Source organism: Pseudoalteromonas neustonica, from assembly GCF_001653135.1.
GTDB lineage: Bacteria > Pseudomonadota > Gammaproteobacteria > Enterobacterales > Alteromonadaceae > Pseudoalteromonas > Pseudoalteromonas neustonica.
In genome coordinates, this window is record NZ_BDDS01000030.1 from 1 (window position 1) to 21,539 (window position 21,539).

Here is a 21,539-nt window from a genome sequence, read left to right on the forward strand (position 1 = left end):
ATTTTGCAGCAGTATGTTTGGTATTTAGGCAAGGCAGCGCCTATGCAGTGTGGTTGTTCCCCATAAATAGGCGATAACGCAGTATAAATGCCAAACATGCGCTGCCCAAAGGGTTCTTCCTAGGGGCGATTGACTCTTTGTTGCTCGGTTTTGACTTAGCCCGCTAGGTTACAAACCTCGCGCCGCGATTAAATCGCCCCTAGATTGAACAAATTTCAATCCACAAAGGTCAACACGCCCTAAACACATTCAACACTTAAAAGGATAATTTATGCAACAGTTAAATACACAGCAACAACAGGCTCTGATGTCTGATTACTTGCAAAAAGGCTGGAAACAAGAAGTGATGGAGTTTTCATCCGTTCACCTTGAACCTGGTTATATCAAAGGCTTAATAGATGTTAAATATTTTCAAATGCCAGGAGATGGCGAGTTTCATTTTAGTGCGCAAAGCGCAATGATTTGGATTTCGCAGTTAGGGATAATATATGGCTGTTGGGATAATCAATTAGAGACAAAAGCAGGTGAAGTGTATTTGAGAGATATTGATCTTAAGTTTAAACGTACGATTAATAAAACAGAGCAAGTGAGTTTTGAAGGTTTTTTCCCTAAACACTGTAAAAAGAAATTATCAGAGGATTTAGTGTATTACAAAGATGCAAAAATAATTGTTGAATCTGGCGCGTTTATTGGCAGTGCAAGCTTTATGGTGCCTTTAAAATGAAGTGTAAGTATATTAATTTTAAACAGCGAAAGAATTAATCTATAAATAAGCTCTTTACAATATGGGTACACTAAGTGTTATGATATAACAAATCTTGAATGTTATATTGTTAAAGGAACTACAATGCACTTTTCTCTTCGCTCATTCCAACTTTGCTCTATCCACCTAGGGGTTGCACTTAGCTTATGCTCAACTGCAGCCTACGCAAAAAAAGATGAATCACTCGAAATAATAGAAGTTACTGCAAAGCGACAGGCTTATCGTGGTAACTTTGATGTGCTGGAAACACCTGAGGCCATCTCGGAGATAAACCAGCAGTTAATCGAAAATACCGGTGTGGCAGGGTTAACTGAGGCGTTAGATTTATCAGCTTCAGTATCGAGACAAAATAGCCTCGGTGGCTTATGGGACAGCTTTGCTATACGCGGCTTTTTTGGTGATGAAAATGTCCCAAGCGGCTATTTAGTTAATGGTTTTAATGCAGGGCGTGGCTTTTCAGGGCCCAGAGACTTATCTGGTATTGAGCGAGTTGAAATATTAAAGGGCCCAAAAGCGGCCCTTTATGGTCGCGGAGAGCCTGGAGGGACAATTAATTTAGTCACTAAAAAACCAACATTCGAGCAGCAAGGAAAAATAGCTCTAGAAGTTGGAAGCCGTGATAAACGCCGCCTTGAGGCTGACTATAGCGGTGGTTTAACTGAGCAAGCAGCTGCGCGTGTTATAGGCTATTATGAAACGGGTGATAGCTTTCGCGATACTATAGAAATTAATAAAAAAGGCGTAATGGCTTCTGTATACTTTGAGCAAAGCGATCGCTCTGTGTGGCAATATGAATTAGAAGCTGCACGTCAAGAGATCCCATTCGATCGGGGTATTCTTGCGATTGGTGGCAATTTTGACATGATGCCTATTGAACGCTTTTTAGGTGAACCAGGCGATGGCGCCACAGTAACAGAAGTACTGGGACACCAGTTACAATGGCAGTATGAGTTTTCTAACGATTGGTACTTAAATTCAGGCTTAAGCTATCGCTCAACACGCTTAACAGGCACATCGAGTGACGCTGAGGTATCTCCCGCGAGACAAAAGCTGTATTACAATGGTCGTACGCTAACACGTCAAAGACGCCAGCGTGACTACGATACCGATCAGTTTGTGATCCGCTCAGAAGTCTCAGGGCAGTTTGATACCGGCTCAATTGCGCATGAGCTAATAGTGGGTATTGACTACGATTTGTTTGATTATGACCGTGATTACCGCGTTTACCGCTCCCCAGCGTTATCTACAAATCCAACGAATGAACAGTTGCATGCAATTGATATTCATCAGCCTCTTTATGGACAACATGCATTACCAACACCAGTGCCTGCGATTGTAAGAGTACAAAAGCAATTCGCAACTGGATTATACCTGCAAGATCAAATGCGCTTAACTGATAACTTGCATGTTAGGCTTGGCGGGCGGATTGATCGTTTAAAACAAACGCTTGATGATAAAATTACAAATTTTGATGCTGAACAATCTGAAACTCATTTTAGCCCTCAAGCTGGGGTGGTTTATCAGTTAAGCGATAGCTGGTCTTTATACTCAAGTTATGGCGAAGGTTATCGTCTGAACTTTGGCACAGATGCAAGTGGCCAAGGTTTTAAACCAAATGAAACAAAATCGGCCGAAATCGGTACTAAATTTAATCTGCTCGATAATAACCTAGGCGTTACGTTTGCTTATTTTGATAGCACGCAAAAAAATATCATCGTCGCAGATGCTGCAAATCCGGGCTTCCACACTGCAATTGGTCAAGCCAGCAGTAAGGGCTTTGAGTTTGATGTAACAGGCCAGTTACCAGGTGATATTGATATGTGGTTTTCTTACGCATACATTGATGCGCAAGTAGACAAAGATGCAAAAGATACAGGCTTAGGTGTTGCTTTAAAACGAGGAGATGAGCTGCTTAATATTCCAAAAAATAGCGCAAGCTTACAAATCAGCAAGCAATTCTCAGTGGCTGATCGTGCACTAACGGTAGGTGTTGGCGCTAATTATGTGGATGAGCGTTTAGGTCAACGTGGTTCTGACTTTTACTTACCATCGTATACTGTGGCAAATATGTTTGCTAAATATGATTTAACGCAGCAATTTGAAGTGAAACTACAAGTCCATAATCTGTTTGACCGTAAATATTTCCCTAACTCATACACGCAAATTTGGGTACAGCCGGGCGAACCTCGTTCAGTTGACTTAGCGTTAAGTTATAAGTTTTAAAATATGACAGACTGCCACACAATGTGCGGCAGTCTTATTTAGCAAGCTTTCTACCTCATAACTATCTTATTCACTAATCGGATCTCTTCACCATCGACATCTAACAATGCGGTTACAGTAATAAGCTGTGATTGTTTTGTTGGTGCTAGTTCAAATACATGAATTTTCTGCTCATAAGGTGCGATCTCAACATTATGCTGTTGTGTTTTGATGATCTCAGGTTGAGTAAACGGTGTTGTTGTAAGCGTTAGTACCCCTTTGGTTCTACCTGAGTACGGGCCTGAAAGATGTGCCTTAAATAGCCAGTGTCCGTTGTTGCCTTTACTTTGTGTAAGGGAAAGCTCAACGCCGTTAAATGGGGTGGCTGAGGCATGTAATTGGCTTATGTTATTTAAACCTTGCCAATTAAGCGTCTGCTCAATAGTAATAGTCTTTGTATCGGGTATTTTGAATAAAGCAATATTGTGAATGCCGGGTTTAATAGCTTGGTTGAGTTGTTGGTTATTAAGCAATAGGCCTTTACTATTGTTAAAGCTAACTTTTGCTGTAAGTGTGAGATTAAAATTAGTTGGATTGACCACTCTTAAAAAAGCCTCGCCTTGATGATAGTGTACGCTAGCACTGATACCAGAAAGCACGCTAAAGCCATTATCTCCTAATAGGGTTTTGTAGCGATTGAGAAGTATTATTAGCTCTGAATTAATTGCTGCATGATTAGCCTTTATGGGCAGTTTTTTCATCAACTTACTGAGTTTTTCATCACAACCGACTAACTGCGCACCATATTGTTGACAGGTCTTAAATAAGCGGCTTAACAGGCTGTATTCTTCGAATAACCAAGGGTTAGGTAATTGGGTATGAGATTTATCGAATGTATAATCATCATCGTCTTTATGGGGAAATAAATAGGGTGTGATTGCATGGTTATTATTTTTACTCAATAAGCTGATTTTTTGTGTATTGAGTAAGTGTGTAAAATCACCAGAGAAAGGGATGATAAACACTTGCGTAATTATTTTAGTGCCACTATTTGCTTTTAAGTTAACGCTCAGCTGGTTGTGATCTAGCGTGATATTCAAGCCCAGTTCTTTATGTGTGGTCAAAGCTGCTTTTAATTCAGTTGTTAGGGCAACCTGCACCGAGTTAAAACCACTGATATTATTTTCGCTGATTAATATGCGCTCAGCATCTACTATTAATAGTTTAAGTAATTGGTCGTCATTTGCTTGCTCATTACCCATAAACGTAGCGCGGTATCGTTGGGTTTGTTCACTGAGTTTGCCTTGCATGGCGATGCCTATTTCACCGCGCTGCAGTTGTGCTGGTTCAAATTTAATTAAAGCAGCCACTTGGTGCTCATTATTTAGGTTAATTAAAGCACTTGGTTGCGGCGCGGGAAAGTCTATTACAGGGTGAGTCGCATTGCTTGTTGGGTTTATATCCAATCGAGATAAGGTATTTGAGTCTGTATTTCGTAGCCAATAAGCATTACCATCTTGCTCCCACGGGCCTGATACAATATGAAAACTCGGCTTAATAGTTTGCACAAAATCTGCAAAGCCTTGCTCTATTGCCTGCCAATCTTTAAAAGTGTGTTTAAGGAGTGAATTGGCTGTGCTGAGCGTGGCGTCACTGTGCGGGTTGGCAAGTCTAAGCTGCTGCACAAAATATGCAAAATATTGTGCGCGTTCTGGGGAGCTTAAAAGGTAATGAATGATGAAAAAATTAAGGCCGCGTTTAAGTGCAGGATCATCGTTTATTTGCTCAATAGTAGGTTTATTGGCACTGTAATATTGCTTTAAACCGGTCTCAATATAATTCATGGGCGCGCGATCAAACACCATCACAGTCAGTTGTTTTTGCTTGGCATCGTAAACATGGTGAGCGACCGAGTCGGCTAAGCCTTCGGTGATCCAATTAGGCGCCCAGGTTGAATGACCGTTTAAAGCCATGTGAAAAGCATGCATGGTTTCGTGAATGACAATATAGCGTTGGTGATGCTCACGATGGCTTGGGAAGTTATATCCAGCGCGGTTGTAAAACATAGTTTCGCCGCCTGCGGTTTTATGTACGCCTCGTAAAAAGCCATCATCAAGCATGGCCTCGCGCACTCTATCGCGGCTGCTACCATACACTACAGCGATACGCTGGCGTTCAATATTAGGTGGCTCCATACCGAATAACGCAACATAGTGTGGGTAAGCCATTTCTAAAAGCTCTAGATACAGCGTTACTTTTTCTTTTGGTAAATCGCTCTTCAGTGCAAAATGTTTACTTACCCACCAATTATAGCCCCGGCTATTACCAATTTTGCCATCGCTATATGTATAGGGGATGGTTTGCCCTAAGAATGTAATGTCCATTTTGTGCAAAGTACTGGTGTAACCTTGTACTGATAGGTCTACTTGCATCTGTTGTGGATCAGTTACCATAGCACTTGACGTTGTTGATTGTAGTTGTACGGTCTGCGCAGTATCAACTTGCGGCTCTTTTTGACACGCGGCAAGTAACAGTAATAACAAAGTGAGTGAGAGTTTTTTCATAATTATAGTTGTTTTATATGTATATTGTATGCAATATAAAATACTGCGTTTAATTGTGAAAGTAAACTATGAATAATAATCAAATACCAATAACAACTAACTCAGCAGCAAAGCAGAGTAAGCAAACCCCAGCTAATAAAGGCTTTGGTTTGGCATTTTATATTGCTAATACTATGGAGATTTTTGAGCGCTTAGCTTGGTATGGTTTTTTTGCGGTTTCATCTGTCTATATGACTACCCCAGTTGAGCAAGGTGGGGTGGGTTTTAATGATGCACAACGTGGCGCAGTGCAAGGTATTATTCCCTTCTTTTTATATTTGCTGCCTGTGCTAACCGGGGCTTTGGCCGATAGGTATGGTTATAAAAAGCTGTTTATTATTTCATTTATAATTATGGCGCCTAGTTACTATTTTTTAGGTCAAGTAACTGACTTTAATTCGTTCTTTATGATTCTAATGTTGGTGGCATTTGGCGCAGCGTGTTTTAAACCTGTCGTGGTTGGCACGATTAGTCGCAGCACTAATGATACTAACCGTGGCCTAGGGTTTGGTATTTTTTACACTATGGTTAATTTGGGCGGTTTTATTGGCCCATTAGTCGCCGGTTATATGCGTGCGATCAGCTGGGATGCGGTATTTGTAATGTCGGCCGTGTGGATATTGCTTAACTTTATTCCGCTGTTGTTTTATCGCGAAGCCACACCATCTTCACAAGTAAATACCAGCTTTAAACAGGTATTACAACAAGCTCAACAAGTATTGGGCAATAGCCGCTTTGCACTATTGTTATTTACTTGCGTGATTATTCTAATGACCGCAGGAGTGAGTTGGCTCAGTTATACGCAAGCTTTTGTATTAATTGTAATATGGCTAGGATTAAACTGGTTGTGGGATAAAAGCGTTAGCACTAAGCAAAGCCATAACTGGTATTTACAGCCAGTGCGGGTAAGTAACCGTAATTTTGCCTTGTACTTAGCCATATTGACTGGATTTTGGACTGTGTATAATCAGCTATTTTACACTTTACCGTTGTTTATACGTGATTATACAAACACCCAAGATTTGGTTGTTTTACTCAGTTATTTTGGTCAATCAACGGTGGATTTTTTTGCGTTTGTTGATAGTGGGGCATTGAGTGAAAAAATTCAGCTTTTGTCAGTCAATTATGTATCTTCATCACCTTTAACGAGCACTGAGCTTGAAGCAATACGCCTTGAATTAGTGCATCTAAAAGTAAACGTGCCAGTGAGCGAAATAGCGCTTTTTATTGAGCAAATAGCAACTAGCGATTTTACTCAGCAACAAAGCAAACAACTTGCCCAGCAATGGCTGGTTTATCGGCAAGTTAACCCCGAGTACCTGATTAATTTAGACTTTGCGGCCATTGTATTATTACAAATAATCGTTAGTTTAAAATGCCAAGGATTTAAGGTGATATCGGTTTTGATCAGTGGCTTGATTGTTACTGCGGGTGCCTTTTTATTGTTATTGCTAATGAGCGCGGGTTTATTAATGACGCAACTGGGCGGAGCTGTAATGATCACCGTTATTTTACTGATCGCCTTTGGTGAAATGCTCACCTCCCCAAAAAGCCAAGAATATGTAGCCAGTATTGCCCCTAAAAATAGCGCTGCGATGTTCATGGGTTACTATTTTGTATCTATGGCGCTGGGCTTTTTATTTGCTGGTTTTTTATCAGGGTGGAGCTATGGTTACTTAGTGAAAGAGCTGCAACGTCCGGCACTCATGTGGCTATTATTTGCAGTGATTGCGCTTATCACCGGCTTTGGTTTTTACCTTCTAGCGCGAAATAATAAGGATACCAACAGTGAAACTTAAACAGCGACTTGTTTTAATGGCTGCCATGATGGCTTTGAGTTTGCAAGCCACAGCAAATGAACCAGTGAGTGATGCAAATAGTCATTATAAAAACTTAATTGATCGTACTGGTAGTCCATATTACATGCAAGATTTTGCTAAAGGCGGGCATCAACGGTTTAGTCCATTATTTGACTTAGGGGCATGGCATGGTCATTTACTACCAAGTGTTGATAATATGGGGGGCTTTACCGGGCCTGCAATTATTACCGAAGAATACCTTAATTTTATCGCCCCTTATTTAGAAAAACTCAGTGTATATAAAGACCAAGGTCGTAAAGTTAAACTCGCCATGAATAGTTACAGCTTGCCGGGCGCTTTAGTACAAGAATTAATGGGGGATGGCGTAAGTATTCGCATGGAGTTACGTTTTGTAAGCAATCGCACTTCGTTAGTTAAAACACAGATCACAACCAATCAACCACTCACTTTACGATGGGAAGGGCGGTTGGTGAGTAACTTAACAGCTCAAGACGGTACTGTAAAAGATGCGCGTTCACCTTTTGAAGTGCACCCGCAACTGCTACCTCAATGGCAAGTGAGTAATAACGCTATCGCGCTATTATTTGGCAAAGTACGCGCTTATGGCCAGTTGCTAACTTCTGGCAGCTCGCAGTTACAATTACACAAAACGTTATCAGTCAGTACCACGCACGATGCATTAAGTTATGTAAGCCAAACAACGATTGATACCGACACCACGTTTTATACAACTTATTCGTACTTATTAAATAGCCAAGAAGTGGCAAGCGAGCAGGCTATTATAAAAGATATTTTAAAACAACCCGAGCAATATTTAGCCAGCAGTGCTGCGCGTTGGCAGGGCTATATTAATAATGCACTGCGCCCGTTAGCCAGTGCAGACAACACACATAAAAAGTTAGCTGTTAAAAGCGTTGAAACGTTACTCGGTAATTGGCGAGGTAAAGCAGGTGCTGTTGGTTTTGATACCGTAAGCCCTGCAGTTACAGGGCGCTGGTTTTCTGGCAACCAAACCTGGCCATGGGACAGCTATAAACAGGCATTTGCATTGGCAACGTTTAACTCAGCGCTTGCAAAACAGAACTTAAATGCGGTGTTTGAGCATCAAATAACGGCAGCGGATAAAGTTAGGCCGTGGGATGTGGGTTTTATTCCTGATTTAGTGGCTTACAATGTCAGTTCTGAACGTGGTGGCGATGGTACTAACTGGAACGAACGTAATACTAAACCCAGTTTAGCGGCCTGGGCTGTGTGGCAAGTATACAAATATACCAATGATAAACAGTGGCTTGCTGAAATATTCCCAAAGTTGGTTGGCTATAGAAACTGGTGGCTAACTAATCGAGATCACAATGGCAATGGCGTGCCCGAGTATGGCGCAACAGTTGATAAAGCCCATACAACGGATGACGGTAAATTACGCTTCGAGGTGCAAACAGCAGCGGGTTGGGCTGAGCGAAGCGGTCTTGAAAACTATAAAAATGAGCTTAGGGCCCATCCGCAAAGGCAAATAAAGATCCCTGCGCAAACGGCGGCATCTTGGGAGTCGGGGCGAGATGATGCTGCGGTATTTGGCTTTATTGATAGTCAACAACTGGCGCAGTATGTAAAAAAAGGCGGTAAAGCGAGTGACTGGCACGTAGGCTTTGCCTCAAATTTTGATAAAACGGGACGTTTGATCGGTTATTCATTATTACAAGAATCCGTTGATCAGGCATCATACATGGCAGCAGATAATCGCTATTTAAGTAAAATGGCGCGGGTACTTAATTATCCTCGCCAAGCGAGTTACTTTTTAAAACAAGCTACCAAACTAAGAACGTATATAAATAGATGTATGTTCGATAAAACAACGGGCTATTATTATGACATTGAAATAGCACCACAACCGTTAGCAAATGGTTGCGCAGGCAAGCCGTTAGTTAAGCGCGGTAAAGGCCCTGAAGGCTGGTCGCCGCTATTTAATCAAGTAGCACGTGTTGCACAAGCGCAGCAAGTGGTTGATGTAATGCTTGATGAACAAGAGTTTAATACCTATGTACCACTTGGCAGCGCGGCTTTGAGCAACCCTGCTTTTGGTGCTGATATCTATTGGCGAGGTCGAGTATGGCTTGATCAGCTGTATTTTGGTTTAGTGGGCATGAGCCATTACGGTTACTGTGAAAAGGCACAAAAGCTAAGTGAACAGTTACTTAGTCATGCAGATGGTTTATTGGCAAGTGCCCCTATTCGTGAAAATTATAACCCTTTGACGGGCGAGCAACAAGGCGCGCCTAATTTCTCGTGGAGCGCCGCACATTTGTTACTAATAACACAGCAACAAGGACGTTGGTGTGAGTTACATTAAGCAACAAAGCGTTGCTTAATGTGCACGTTTAAGGCATTTTGTTCAGATGAGATGGAGTAAGTAATGCCTAAAATTGATACAAAAAAAATAATCGAGAGTAATAAAATAATTCTCTTTGATGCAGAGTGTAAGCTTTGCAGTGCGTGGTGTAATTTTATAATAAAGCATGACAAAAAACTGTGTTTTAAATTATGCAGTGTGCAATCTTCAAAAGGCCAGGCGATACTTAAGTACTTTAATTATCCAACGGATAGTTTTAAAACCATGCTCTATATTGAAAAAAGTATGTGCACTGTGCAAAGTGATGCGTTTATTGATGTTGTAATACAGCTTGGTTGGCCGTGGCGTATGGCTAAAATATTACGAATAATACCTAAGCGCGTGCGCAATTGGGCGTATGATTGCATTGCGTTTAATCGTTATGCATTATTTGGTAAATATGATTACTGCCTTATACCCAGTGCTGACTATGATCAGCATTACTTATAAAATATCAATCCATTTTGATATAGTTACCTCAGTCTATAATGTGGGTATGATGTTGTGTTAAAATTGGTGCAGTTAAAATAGAAGAGATAAGCAATGGCTAGCACAGCACACGCATTACACATTTTGGTTAAACATAAAGAGTTAGCCGAAGATATCATCAAGCAGTTAAAAAAAGGTGCTAAATTTCAAGTGCTCGCAAAAAAGCACTCATCTTGTCCATCAGGTAAAAAAGGCGGTGATTTAGGTGAATTTAAGCGCGGTCAAATGGTTCCTCAATTTGATAAAGTAGCCTTTGGTGCAGAAATATTAGAACCACATTTAGTAAAAACTAAATTTGGTTGGCACGTGATAAAAGTGCTTTATAGAACTTAAAAATACAGCCAGCAGCAAGTTAGCGATAATGGCGCTGTAGGCCACGCTTTAGCGCGAAAGAGCTTGCGACTGCGGTTAGCAATTTTAGTGGCTTATAACGTAAAAAACCACCTAAAAAAGGTGGTTTTTACGTTCAAGTATTCAGTAAGTTAGCTGCCAACGGCACTTGGTTGTACATCCAAGCCGTAACCAAACATAACAGCAAGCACTAACACAATTGATGCGGCAACCATTAGCTTAATTAATAGTGGTAAACAAAAGCGGAACCAATGCCCATAAGGCACACCCGCCATGCCTAAAATACCCATTAATACTGCGTTGGTAGGGATAATCATATTTGAAAAGCCATCACCAAATTGATAAGCAAGTACTGCAACTTGGCGTGGCACACCCACTAAATCACCCAGTGGTGCCATCAGTGGCATAGTGACATAGGCTTGACCAGAACCTGATGGGATAAAGGTATTTAACACTGTTTGAATTACTAACATGCCAATCGCTGATATTTCAGCGCTCACATAAGATAATGGCAGTGACATACCGTGTACTAAGCTGTGAAGTATTTGTCCATCTTCTAAAATTAATGCTATACCACGAGCAACACCTATTAAAATAGCAGTCGTAACTAAGTCTGAAACACCTTCAATAAAGCGATTTGCAGTTTCATCAGCAGATAGGCGCCCAAGTATCGCAATTAATGCGCCCCATGCGATAAATACACCGCCTAATTCGTATAAGTACCAGCCTTTGGTTGCAATGCCCCAGACAGCAACACCTAGTGTGACAATGAAACTACCAAGGATAAGCTTATGGCGCATTGCAAGTTCAGGGTAATGTGGAGTTGCTTTATCTTTGAGCGGACAAGGCACATCAAGCATCATTGATTGACTTGGATCGTTTGCAACTCTTTGAGTGTATTGCCACACATGATGAAAACCAATTAGTACAAATGGCACAAATATAGCAAAACGTAACCATAAACCAGAATAAACAGGGACTTCAGCAATTTGTTGCGCAATCAATACAGTAAAGGGGTTAAAAGCGGATACGCCATAACCAATACCGTAACCGGCTACAATCATGCCTACCGCAGTCATTGCATCAAGGCGCATTGCTTTACACAAAGCCACTAAAATTAGCACAAACGGAATATATTCACCCGCCGTTCCAATGCTGCTAGAGGCTAATGCGAAACAAAAGACCACCATAAAAATCAAACGTTGTGGTTTTTTGCCGTGGCGTTCGAGTAAACGGCCAATTAGCGCATCAACGGTGCCTGTTGCACGCGCTATGGCAAGTACACCACCAACAATTAATACAAAAAATATCACATCTTGCGCAGCGGCAAAGGCACGCGGAATTGCAGTAAGTAAATCCCATGGGGTAAGGTAATGGCGTTCAGCAACTGTTTGGTAGGTACCCGCTACGACCATTTCACGGCCAGACTCAGACAATGTAGTATCAAAAAAACCTTGTGGTACTAACCAAGTAGCAATCAAAGCGGTGACCATCATACCCAATAGTAAAATTAAGGTATGAGGGACTTTGAGTGTTTTACTCATAAATTCTCCATAAATGTAATTTGCACAGCAAAAAAGAAGTGCTGCTTTTTTCCAAAGAATATCACGAGTTGCTTAAAACGAGATAATAATAGGGACAGTTATCTGTAAAGGATTGTAACGGCTTGTAGACACTAAGCGTGTTTCAAGCTTACTTTATTGATTTAGGTAGTTCAGATTAAAATAAAAAGGTTAACCCGAATGAGTTAACCTTTTTAAATAATATATAAAAATACATTACTAAATATGTAAGCGTTACTGCATATTTACGCAAATTTCGTAATACCATAAATCTGAGTATGGATGAGATACTAGCGCCCCGGCTGTAAATACATTACCCTCAGCATCGGTCACAGAGCCCGTGCCAATCGGTACTTCGCCTTTAGATACGCCATCCCACATAAATCTATCTGTGCCATAACTGGTGTTATGATATACAAATGTTTGCCCGGTAAAGCCTGGATCATTACGACCTTGATTATCACCAGAGAAAGCGCACTGAGGAGCAATTATCGTATTGTCAGGGGTAAAACTAAAGTTATCAAACGTCGCATTATAACTTGATGATTTGGTTGTCCCCCAGGTCAAAAATTCAAATACATCGCCAGCGCTGATTGTGATATTTTGCGCAGCACCTGAGGCACTCCCTGCTGTAGATAAGTCGAAGTTAACGCCATTGATAACGTAACGGATAACATCGCCATACTGACCCGCTGAGTTAATCGCAATATCCCAATCAAAGTTAACAACGCCGCTTGCTGGCATTGTGATTGAAGCTGTTACACCACCCCCCACCATAATTTACGGACGCACTTAAAGCTGATTCAGACATATTTGCAGTGCCAACGCCTGTTATACTCCAATTACTAGCAGCAAAAGAGTCTGTAAATCCATAGGTGGTTGCCTCATTGTAAGTACCACATTTGTAGTGATAGCGCATCGTGGTTGCCGTGGGTCTTTCAAGTCTAAGGTAGCTCAGTACCTCATTTTCTGGGCAGTTTACATGATGTCTATCAAGGTAAACGGCATTACCGCCACCATCTTCATTGGCAGGAGTAAAGTAATCGCTTACGTCACTAAGTGTCTTGTCACTGCATTGATAATGGTACTGAACAGTGCTGGCGGTTGCTCTTTGTAAATGCAAATATTGCAGTGCCTTTCCTTCGCAATTTACAGTGTGGCGATCTAAAAATATAACGTTACCACCGCCGTCATCATTAGCGGGGGTGTATACATCATTATTTATTGCGCTATTGAGGTTAGTACATCCGTATTCATACGCAATTTGTGTTGCTGTAGGCCTAAACAGATGGAGCGAATTGATGGCATCACTACCACAATCGACAATGTGTCGATCAAAAAAAACAAAATTGCCTTGCCCATCATCATTTGCAGGCGTCGCCATTTGATAAGTAGACGCACTTGCCAGCTGCGATGACGATGCAATAACCGCAGTTAATGCGAGCAACACAAGCTTACATTTTTTGTGTGTGTTTTTTATGAAATTATTCTGAGATGTTAAAAAACGTTTCCTTTTGAAATATGTTTTCATAGTTTTCTCCTGTTGAGTATTTCACAATCTACTGTAGAAGAATGTTAAAAAAATGTTTATTACACGCTATTACACGGATGATGAGGCAGAGGTAGGAGAAGCGTTTAATATACCCAAGAAAGTTAGCTCAAAATATCTATGAGGATTTTAAATTAAAACTTTTTAGTCTATCAAAATTAAATTACAGCCACTTTTGACACCGATATAAGGGATTTTATTTATTTATATCGGTGTCAAAACAGCTTGTGGAGAGAGGTTTATTACCCAAAATTCAGGTTAACGATCGTAATTGAGAGTAAATGTCGGCTATAATGCTTTTTCAAGTATTTGTGTAATAGGCATAGGCCGGTAGTAAAAAAAACCTTGTGCAACATCAACATCATACGTTGTAAGCATATCGACTTGCTCTTGTGTTTCGACTCCTTCAACTACAATTCTTTTATCTAGGTCTTTGCATATTTGTAACATGCCTTTGAGTAAAACCCGTGCACTCTTATCTTCCGTGATGTAGTTAATAAAAGCTCGGTCTATTTTTATTACATCTAAAGGCAGTTTTAGTAAATACGCTAATGACGAGTAACCTGCACCAAAGTCATCAAGACATAAAGTAAAACCTAAATCTTTTAGCGCATTTAAATGTAAAATAGCCATATCACTTCGTACCAGTGAGTTTTCTGTTATTTCTAGTTCAATATTGCCTAAATCTGCTTTTTCTTGTTTAATTATCTTCTTTAGTTCATCGATAAAGTCATGATGATGCAGTGAGTTTGCTGAGATATTCACAGATATAGGCTTATTTATTTGTGGGTATTCTTTAATGATGTTTAATGCCGTTCTAAACACATACATATCTAACTCAAAATATAATCCAGCCTGCTCTACAACAGGGATAAATGCATTAGGAGGAACTAAACCTTTTTGAGGGTGCTGCCACCTAATTAACGCTTCGTAACCGACGACTTCGGCAGTTTTCATGGATGTTTTAGGTTGTAGCATTAAAAATAGTTCATTATTAGCCAGTGCATTTCTAAACTCAGCTAAAATGCCTAAACGATTAATAGTTTCCTCTTCAAACTTGGGCTCGAAAGCTTGCGCCATACCGCGTTTATTTTCTTTAGCGACTTTTAATGCCATTTTTGCATGGCGTACAAGTAACTCGACATCAAACTCCTCGTCAACAGAACAATTAGACTCACCAAGCGTGACCCCTAAACGCATGGAGCTGCCTGAGAGTGTTATAGGGCGAGAGCATTCTAATATGAGGTTTTTAAGTCGCCACTGAGAATCAGCAATCAGAACCGCAAATACATCTGAATGTAAGCGCGCAATACTGGCATTTTTTAAGAATATTCGTTTAAGTACTGATGCCATAGATATGAGCACTTCATTACCAAATTCAAAGCCAAGGCTATCAACAATGTCATGGAAGTAGTCAATATCAATAATGTATAAACTTAGGGATCTCTTTGCTTGTGAGCGAATTTCTCGCGCAAAGTGGATTAAACCTTCTCTATTGTACATTTCGGTTAGCGAGTCGTAGTAAGCTGAACGGTTCAAATGGCTGAAGAATTTTGCGTTTTCTAATCCAATAGCAATATTTAAACAAAATGCTTTCAATAACTCTTGATCTATATCGGATAAGTTTAATTTACCTTCAATAACGACTACGCCTTGCCATTGTGATGGTGTAGCTAAATACAATGCACTTATATTTGTTTCTAATATATGCTCTTTCGCCGCCAGTGCTCGCTGTGCTATATCTGGTGCAACGCCTGATAGATCGTCATAAATGTCTTTGCCATAAAAGTCATTATATTGAGTTGTTGTAGCAACCACTAAAAAGCTGTCGTTCTTTGATTTTTCTATTGAAAAAGGGCCATTAAGCGGCCTTTGTGAAACGCAAAAAATCCCTTGTGATGATAGGTTAAAGAGTGCATTCATTTGCTGTAATACACCACATGCAAATTCATGAATAGAGCGCTCCTTCATCAGGCTAGCAGAAGCATGAATGACATTTTTTAACCCCGTTCTAGATTCTTCTAATGCCTGCAAATGACTGAAAGAACGAATAGCGGTTGCTAACGAGGTAAATAGCTTGTCTCGAGTTAGCTCACTTTTTGTTTTGTAGTCATTGATCTCGTATTCTGAGATGATTTTTTCTTCTGGTGCATAACCTGGTTGCCCAGTACGCAGTATTATTTGTAAATTAGCGCGGTGCATTTCGTCACGAATACTCTTCGCTAAAACTAAACCTGCGTCGGCTGTTTCCATTACCACATCAAGTAGCACAACGGCACATTCAGGGTTATCATTTAATAACTGATAGCCCTCTTTGCCGCTAAAAGCACTAATGAATTTTAAATCGCGCCCTTGAATTTTTGTTTTTGAAAGTGCTAATTTAGTCACATCATGCACTGATGGCTCATCATCAATAATAGCGATTAACCAATGACGCTGATTTTGGTCTGCTACTGTTTCTAACTCGTCATCATCAATAAGGTTTAAGAAAAAATCACCCATTGGTTTCCTCCTTTTGAGCTGGTGCAATTAACGGTAATTTAATGTCAAAGGTGGTGCCAATTCGACTTTCCACGTGAATACTGCCACCCATCAGGTCGCAAACAATATTATGTACGATATTTAACCCTAATCCCGAACCTCCTTTACCTAACTTAGTGGTATAGAAGGGATCAAACAATTTTTTAATATTTTCTTCGGGTACGCCAACACCATTATCAGCAAATAATATACGGACTTCGTTACCAACTAGATTAAAGCGTATGTGTATTTCACCATCGGATCTATTATCAAAACCGTGTAAAATTGCATTATTAAATAAGTTAGTGATCACTTGCCCCAGAGGCCCAGGAAAGCTATCTAATTTGATGTTTTCTGGCCCATCAACAGATAAAGAAATACCGGTACGTTTAATTTTATGGTGTAAAGTTGACACAATTTCATTGAGAGTTTCTAGTAAATTAAATTCTCTACGTTTACTGCTCGTTTGATCAACAGCGACCTGTTTAAAGCTATGAATTAATTCTGCTGCATGCTGTAACGAACTTTCGAGTAGATCAAGAGATTGTTCTGATTCTTTTTCAAAATTATCTAAATTTTGTCGACTTAATACCCCCGTTTTCACTTTACTTAAAAACTGTTTTAAATTACTCGCTAAAGCACTCGACATAGTTACACCAACCCCCAATGGAGTATTAACTTCATGAGCGACTCCCGCGACTAACGTACCTAATGAAGCCATTTTTTCAGTTGCTATTAGTTTTGATTGCGTATCCTTTAACTGGTTTAAAGATTGATTCGCGTTATCTCTTTCGATGAGTAGCTCTTGTTTTATTTTTTGCTCATTTAAACGCAGCTGATCTAATTCCATTAACTCGAGTTGAAACTCTTTTAAACTCGTTAACACATCGGTTAGTTCGTCATTGCGACCATAGTCGGTCAATTCAAAATTACGCTCACCTTTACGTAATTTATCTATGGCTGTGGTTATTTGCGTTAAGGGAGTGAAAATAGTTCTACGAGTATAAAAAATAACAGTGACGACTAACATGACGAGTAAACATGTTGCAAAAAATAAGACGAGTGAAATCTCTTGCGAAATACCCCCTAAATCAGTCATTGATGTTTGAACTTCAGCCCGGGCATTGTTTGAGAGTTTATCTAGCAAATCTTCAGCGACGCTGAAAGTTTGATGCTCTAAGTTGTCAATGGCTTTGGTTGCCAGGTCTTTACTGTTGGTTTGATAAACTCGAAAAATTTCAGTACCACCATTTTTCAATTCAAAAAATAGTCGCTCTATTTCATTGATACGAATTAACTCTTGTGGTTTTTGTTCTAACGGTTTTAATCTAGCAAAATAGCTTTCAAATTGTAGTGCGTTTTCATAAAAACTACGTTTTGCTCCAGTATCATCTAATACAAAGCGATCTAAATCAGCGAGCATATCGCCAGCTTCGTCCACCAGCTCTAGGTAATACTGTACGCCAGGCAAGTCATCATTAATAATATCGGTTGGGTCATCACCTGAGCCTACATCAGCAATTTCTTCTTCTTTCATTTCATCAAGCAATGCTTCTAATGGTTTACCCACATTAATAATTAAATCATTAATTTGTTTTGTTGCACGGCGCTCATTTTCAGGATGATATATTTCAAAGACTTGTGATATGGCTTGTTTTTTATGACCCTCAACAAGCCTAACGACTTGTTCAAGTGTATTATAATCTTTTGTGGTATTTGGGATAAGCGCATGAAAGCGAATAAATTCATCAAAGTTACCAAAATACTCTTGCTGCTCTTCTTCTTCCCCTAATAAGTATTCTAATAAGTTGGAGTTCATATCTCCTAACTCTTCAAGCATCGCTAATGTATTTAGTGCTTCAGGTAAGTCATTATTAGCGACTCGTTCGGTAGCACTGCTAATTTTAGAACTTAAATAGATCACTGTCGTAGAAAAAGTAATAATCACTAAGGAAACTACGGCTAATAAAATATTAATGCGGGTGGCGATGGACTGTTTTTTGGTACTCATTGATTGCCTTGACTAAATTTAACTCATTACTTTTAACTAAGTCTAGTCAGAAATAGTAAACTTGCTAATTCATTTACATTTTATATAACTATTCATAAGTTATTTAAAAATAAGAAAGAACACGCATTACTGGTTTTACTTAGAGGTAGTTGTTTGCTGTTAGAGTGTGTTTTTGTGAGGCGTTTAATACAACCTTTAATATTAGCGTAATTAAAGTTTTATTCACTAGGGCGTGTTTACCTTTATGGATTGAAATTTGTTCAATCTAGGGGCGATTTAATCGCGGCGCGAGGTTTGTAACCTAGCGGGCTAAGTAAAAACCGAGCAACAAAGAGTCAATCGCCCCTAGGAAGAACCCTTTGGGCAGCGCATGTTTGGCCTTTATACTGCGTTATCGCCTATTTATGGGGAGCAACCACACTGCATAGGCGCTGCCTTGCCTAAATACCAAACATACTGCTGCAAAATCAATCACGAAAGGTCAACACGCCCTAGGCTGATAAGCTAATCTTATGATATTACTTCATACTAGAAGCCTAAATTCTGATAACAAGTACTGCCTAAAGTGGGTATTTAAATTTGTATTGTGATTTTATGGTGCATGCTATGTTTTGTGTGCAGCAAACATAATACTTGAATTTAAGTACAGTAATGAATTAAGGAACGTTTATGCTGGTGAAAGGAAAGTTATTTTTATTTTGTGGAAAAATGGGGGCAGGTAAATCGACTGCCGCTAAAAAAGTGGCTGCAGAGCAAAATGCAGTACTACTCAGTGAAGATGAGTGGTTAGCAGCACTTTACCCAGAACAAATCGAATCGTTTAACGATTACATGAAATTTTCACGTTTACTCAGGCCTTTGCTCACAATCCATGTAAAAAATATTTTGCAAACAGGGGCGAGTGTCGTTATGGACTTCCCCGCAAATACCACAAAGCAGCGAGCTTGGTTAAAAAGTTTAGCAACTACGACTGATACGAAAATTGAGTTTACTTATTTAAAAGTCAGTAATGAGTTATGTCTTAAGCAAATAGCGCAACGATGCATTGAGCAGCCCGCAAGAGCTAACTTTGATACAAAAGCAGTGTTTAATCAAGTTACCCAGTATTTTGAAGAGCCAAGCCCGAGCGAGTTTAGTAATTACAAAGAGATAATAAGAAGTAAAACTTAGAATAAAAATTTATCATTTGTTAAAACAGCCACGTAAAGTTAAGAGGTGACCTTCTGAATTACGTGGCTTGTTATTTTACTGCTGTTGTTGCGCTTCTTGCTCGGTTATTTGTTTAAATGCTTGCACAAATGCGTCGCTTGGTTGGCCGCCAGTAAGCGCGAATTGATCGTTGATAATAAACGTTGGCACTGAGGTGATACCCATTTGCTGTAGCGCGTTTTGCTCGCTGCGAACGTCTTGAAAATACTCACCTGAGTCTAAAATCTCTTTTGCGCGGGCTCTATCAAGGCCAACACTTTGTACTACATCAAGTAGGTTTTCTTGCTCGTTCAAAAAGACTAAATCGGTAAAGTGGGCTTTAAATAATGCCAGTTTTAGCTCGGTTTGTTTGCCTTTACTGGCAGCCCAAGTGAGTAAGCGGTGCAGATCAAAGCTGTTGATCATGATGCGTTTACCATCAAAGTTAAAGGCAAAACCCGCTTGTTCGCCCATTTCTAAAATACGTTTGCGGTTTTCCTCGCCTTGCTCTTCGCTCAGGCCGTATTTTTGTGCTAAATGTTCGCTTAAATCTTGCCCTTCGATTGGCATATCCGGATTTAACTCAAATGGTTTCCAGCTGATCTCAGCTGTAAATTCGTCACTTAATTGCTTAAGGGCTGTTTCAAGATTTTTATAACCAATAATGCACCACGGGCACATTACGTCTGAAACGATGTCGATTTTTAGCTTTTTCATCGGTGAGCTTATTTTTTACAGTGTGTACAGGTCTATATGCAGGCGTTAAGGGGTTAATTCAAGTGGCGTGATTTTCAATTTATAAAAATAAGTGCGTAAACTGCACGGTAAAAATTTACCGTGCAGTGAATAATGATAGGCTAGTTGAGAGTAAATTAATTAGCTAAACCAAAGGGGTCTTCTATGCTGTGGCTCGGCTCAGTAAACCATTTTGGCCCGTTATCAGTCATATAAAAGTGATCTTCTAAGCGCACGCCAAATTCATCAGGTACAACTAACATAGGTTCGTTACTAAAACACATGCCTGCTGCGAGTGGGGTTTTATTGCCACCCACTAAATAAGGCCATTCATGTATGTCTAAACCAATGCCGTGACCAGTGCGATGCGGGCAACCTGGCGTTTGATATTCTGGGCCTAAATCTTGGGCAGCCAAGTAACTGCGCGCAGCGGCATCGACTGCTTCACAAGGCGCGCCAATTTTTGCGGCGTTGAAGGCGGCAATTTGCGCGGCTTTTTCATAATCCCAAAATTGGCGTTGGCGCGGCGTTGCTTCACCAAATACATAGGTACGCGTAATGTCTGATAGATAGTCATGCACTTTACAACCCGTATCAATCAATACCATATCGCCTTTTTTAAGAATTTGCGGGTCTTTTACGCCATGAGGAAATGACGTTGCCAGCCCAAATAATACGATACAAAAGTAATTGCCTGGCGCGCCGACTTTTTGATGCGCTTGTTTGATAAAAGCTTCTACTTCGCTCGTGCTAATGCCTTCATGTAGCATGCTGGCTGTTGCTTGGTGTACTGCTAAAGTCATGTCCATAGCGCGTTGCATCAATGCTAATTCGTTGGCTGATTTATGCATACGACAATGTGCGGTAACGGGTTGTGCATTAACCAGTTTTAAGCCGGTTTGTGCTTTGTTTATACCATCAAAAATAAAGAACTGTGCGCTTTCGTCAATGCCAACAGTGCCATTAGCAGCAATGCCCATCTCTGCGAGTATTTCAACAAATAAGGCATAAGGGTTTTGGTGTTCTTGCCAACCGCGAATAGGCCCATCAATAACTTTAAAACCATTAAGTGAGCCAATTTCAAAAAACGGAGCTATGTATTGTACGTCGCCTTTAGCCGGTAATATTGCACCCACCATTCGTTCACTGGCATACCAACGCATGCCGGTAAAGTAGGTTAAGTTAGTTCCTGCATTTAGGTAAATTGCATCAATACCATTGGTTTGCATGTAGGTTTGTGCGTTGGCAATACGTGCTAGGTGTTCATCAGCTTGAATAGGCGTTAAATCGCCCGTCATATCGCTTAGGCTTGCGAGTGCGTGTTCTTTATTTTGCGTACCAATACCGAATGTTGTCATGG

15 protein-coding genes are annotated in these 21,539 nt (G+C 40.2%); 7 read left to right on the forward strand and 8 right to left on the reverse strand.

The window, feature by feature from the left end:
• The first annotated feature begins 271 nt into the window (after window positions 1–271).
• Entirely contained in the window at window positions 272–724 is a 453-nt protein-coding gene (locus A7967_RS20955; protein ID WP_054204175.1) for a hypothetical protein, read from the forward strand.
• Window positions 725–847: 123 nt separating this feature from the next.
• Entirely contained in the window at window positions 848–2,986 is a 2,139-nt protein-coding gene (locus tag A7967_RS20960; RefSeq protein WP_054452197.1) for a TonB-dependent siderophore receptor, read from the forward strand.
• 50 nt (window positions 2,987–3,036) lie between these two features.
• On the opposite strand, the gene A7967_RS20965 is transcribed toward A7967_RS20960, so the two are convergent.
• Window positions 3,037–5,529, reverse strand: coding sequence for a hypothetical protein (locus A7967_RS20965; protein ID WP_064436071.1), 2,493 nt, complete (start codon window positions 5,527–5,529; stop codon window positions 3,037–3,039).
• 68 nt (window positions 5,530–5,597) lie between these two features.
• Between A7967_RS20965 and A7967_RS20970 the strand changes: the two genes are divergently transcribed.
• From A7967_RS20970 to ppiC, 4 genes are all read left to right on the forward strand, one after another.
• Window positions 5,598–7,367: an MFS transporter gene (locus tag A7967_RS20970; protein ID WP_064436072.1), complete on the forward strand. Its 1,770-nt coding sequence runs from the start codon at window positions 5,598–5,600 to the stop codon at window positions 7,365–7,367.
• On the forward strand, window positions 7,357–9,735 hold the full coding sequence (gene ygjK / locus A7967_RS20975) for an alpha-glucosidase (RefSeq protein WP_064436073.1): 2,379 nt from the start codon (window positions 7,357–7,359) through the stop codon (window positions 9,733–9,735). Before A7967_RS20970 ends, ygjK begins: the two co-directional genes overlap by 11 nt.
• Before the next feature lie 63 nt (window positions 9,736–9,798).
• Window positions 9,799–10,224: a thiol-disulfide oxidoreductase DCC family protein gene (locus A7967_RS20980; protein ID WP_064436074.1), complete on the forward strand. Its 426-nt coding sequence runs from the start codon at window positions 9,799–9,801 to the stop codon at window positions 10,222–10,224.
• A gap of 93 nt (window positions 10,225–10,317) precedes the next feature.
• Window positions 10,318–10,596 (forward strand): peptidylprolyl isomerase PpiC, encoded by a 279-nt coding sequence (gene ppiC, locus A7967_RS20985; protein WP_054205907.1) that lies wholly within the window; start codon window positions 10,318–10,320, stop codon window positions 10,594–10,596.
• A gap of 149 nt (window positions 10,597–10,745) precedes the next feature.
• Here the strand turns inward: ppiC and A7967_RS20990 are convergent, their stop codons facing one another.
• The 5 genes from A7967_RS20990 to A7967_RS21005 all read right to left on the reverse strand — a co-directional run bounded on the left by A7967_RS20990 (window position 10,746) and on the right by A7967_RS21005 (window position 18,256).
• The gene (locus A7967_RS20990) at window positions 10,746–12,158 is read right to left on the reverse strand and encodes a YfcC family protein (RefSeq protein WP_064436075.1); all 1,413 of its coding nucleotides are present in this window, start codon (window positions 12,156–12,158) and stop codon (window positions 10,746–10,748) included.
• A 252-nt stretch (window positions 12,159–12,410) separates the two neighbouring features.
• Window positions 12,411–12,920: a hypothetical protein gene (locus A7967_RS23490; protein WP_244507117.1), complete on the reverse strand. Its 510-nt coding sequence runs from the start codon at window positions 12,918–12,920 to the stop codon at window positions 12,411–12,413.
• Entirely contained in the window at window positions 12,898–13,707 is an 810-nt protein-coding gene (locus A7967_RS23495; protein WP_244507118.1) for a hypothetical protein, read from the reverse strand. The genes A7967_RS23490 and A7967_RS23495 overlap by 23 nt, the downstream gene beginning before the upstream one ends.
• A 306-nt stretch (window positions 13,708–14,013) precedes the next feature.
• On the reverse strand, window positions 14,014–16,227 hold the full coding sequence (locus A7967_RS21000) for a bifunctional diguanylate cyclase/phosphodiesterase (protein WP_054205910.1): 2,214 nt from the start codon (window positions 16,225–16,227) through the stop codon (window positions 14,014–14,016).
• The gene (locus A7967_RS21005) at window positions 16,220–18,256 is read right to left on the reverse strand and encodes an ATP-binding protein (protein ID WP_054205911.1); all 2,037 of its coding nucleotides are present in this window, start codon (window positions 18,254–18,256) and stop codon (window positions 16,220–16,222) included. Before A7967_RS21005 ends, A7967_RS21000 begins: the two co-directional genes overlap by 8 nt.
• A 669-nt stretch (window positions 18,257–18,925) precedes the next feature.
• Here A7967_RS21005 and A7967_RS21010 point away from each other — a divergent pair.
• Complete coding sequence (locus tag A7967_RS21010) at window positions 18,926–19,426, forward strand: P-loop nucleotide/nucleoside kinase family protein (RefSeq protein ID WP_054205912.1); 501 nt, start codon at window positions 18,926–18,928, stop codon at window positions 19,424–19,426.
• A gap of 75 nt (window positions 19,427–19,501) precedes the next feature.
• Here A7967_RS21010 and A7967_RS21015 read toward each other — a convergent pair whose 3' ends face one another.
• The gene (locus A7967_RS21015; RefSeq protein ID WP_054452182.1) at window positions 19,502–20,161 is read right to left on the reverse strand and encodes a DsbA family oxidoreductase; all 660 of its coding nucleotides are present in this window, start codon (window positions 20,159–20,161) and stop codon (window positions 19,502–19,504) included.
• A gap of 155 nt (window positions 20,162–20,316) precedes the next feature.
• The gene (locus A7967_RS21020; protein WP_064436076.1) at window positions 20,317–21,537 is read right to left on the reverse strand and encodes a M24 family metallopeptidase; all 1,221 of its coding nucleotides are present in this window, start codon (window positions 21,535–21,537) and stop codon (window positions 20,317–20,319) included.
• Between the last annotated feature and the right edge of the window lie 2 nt (window positions 21,538–21,539).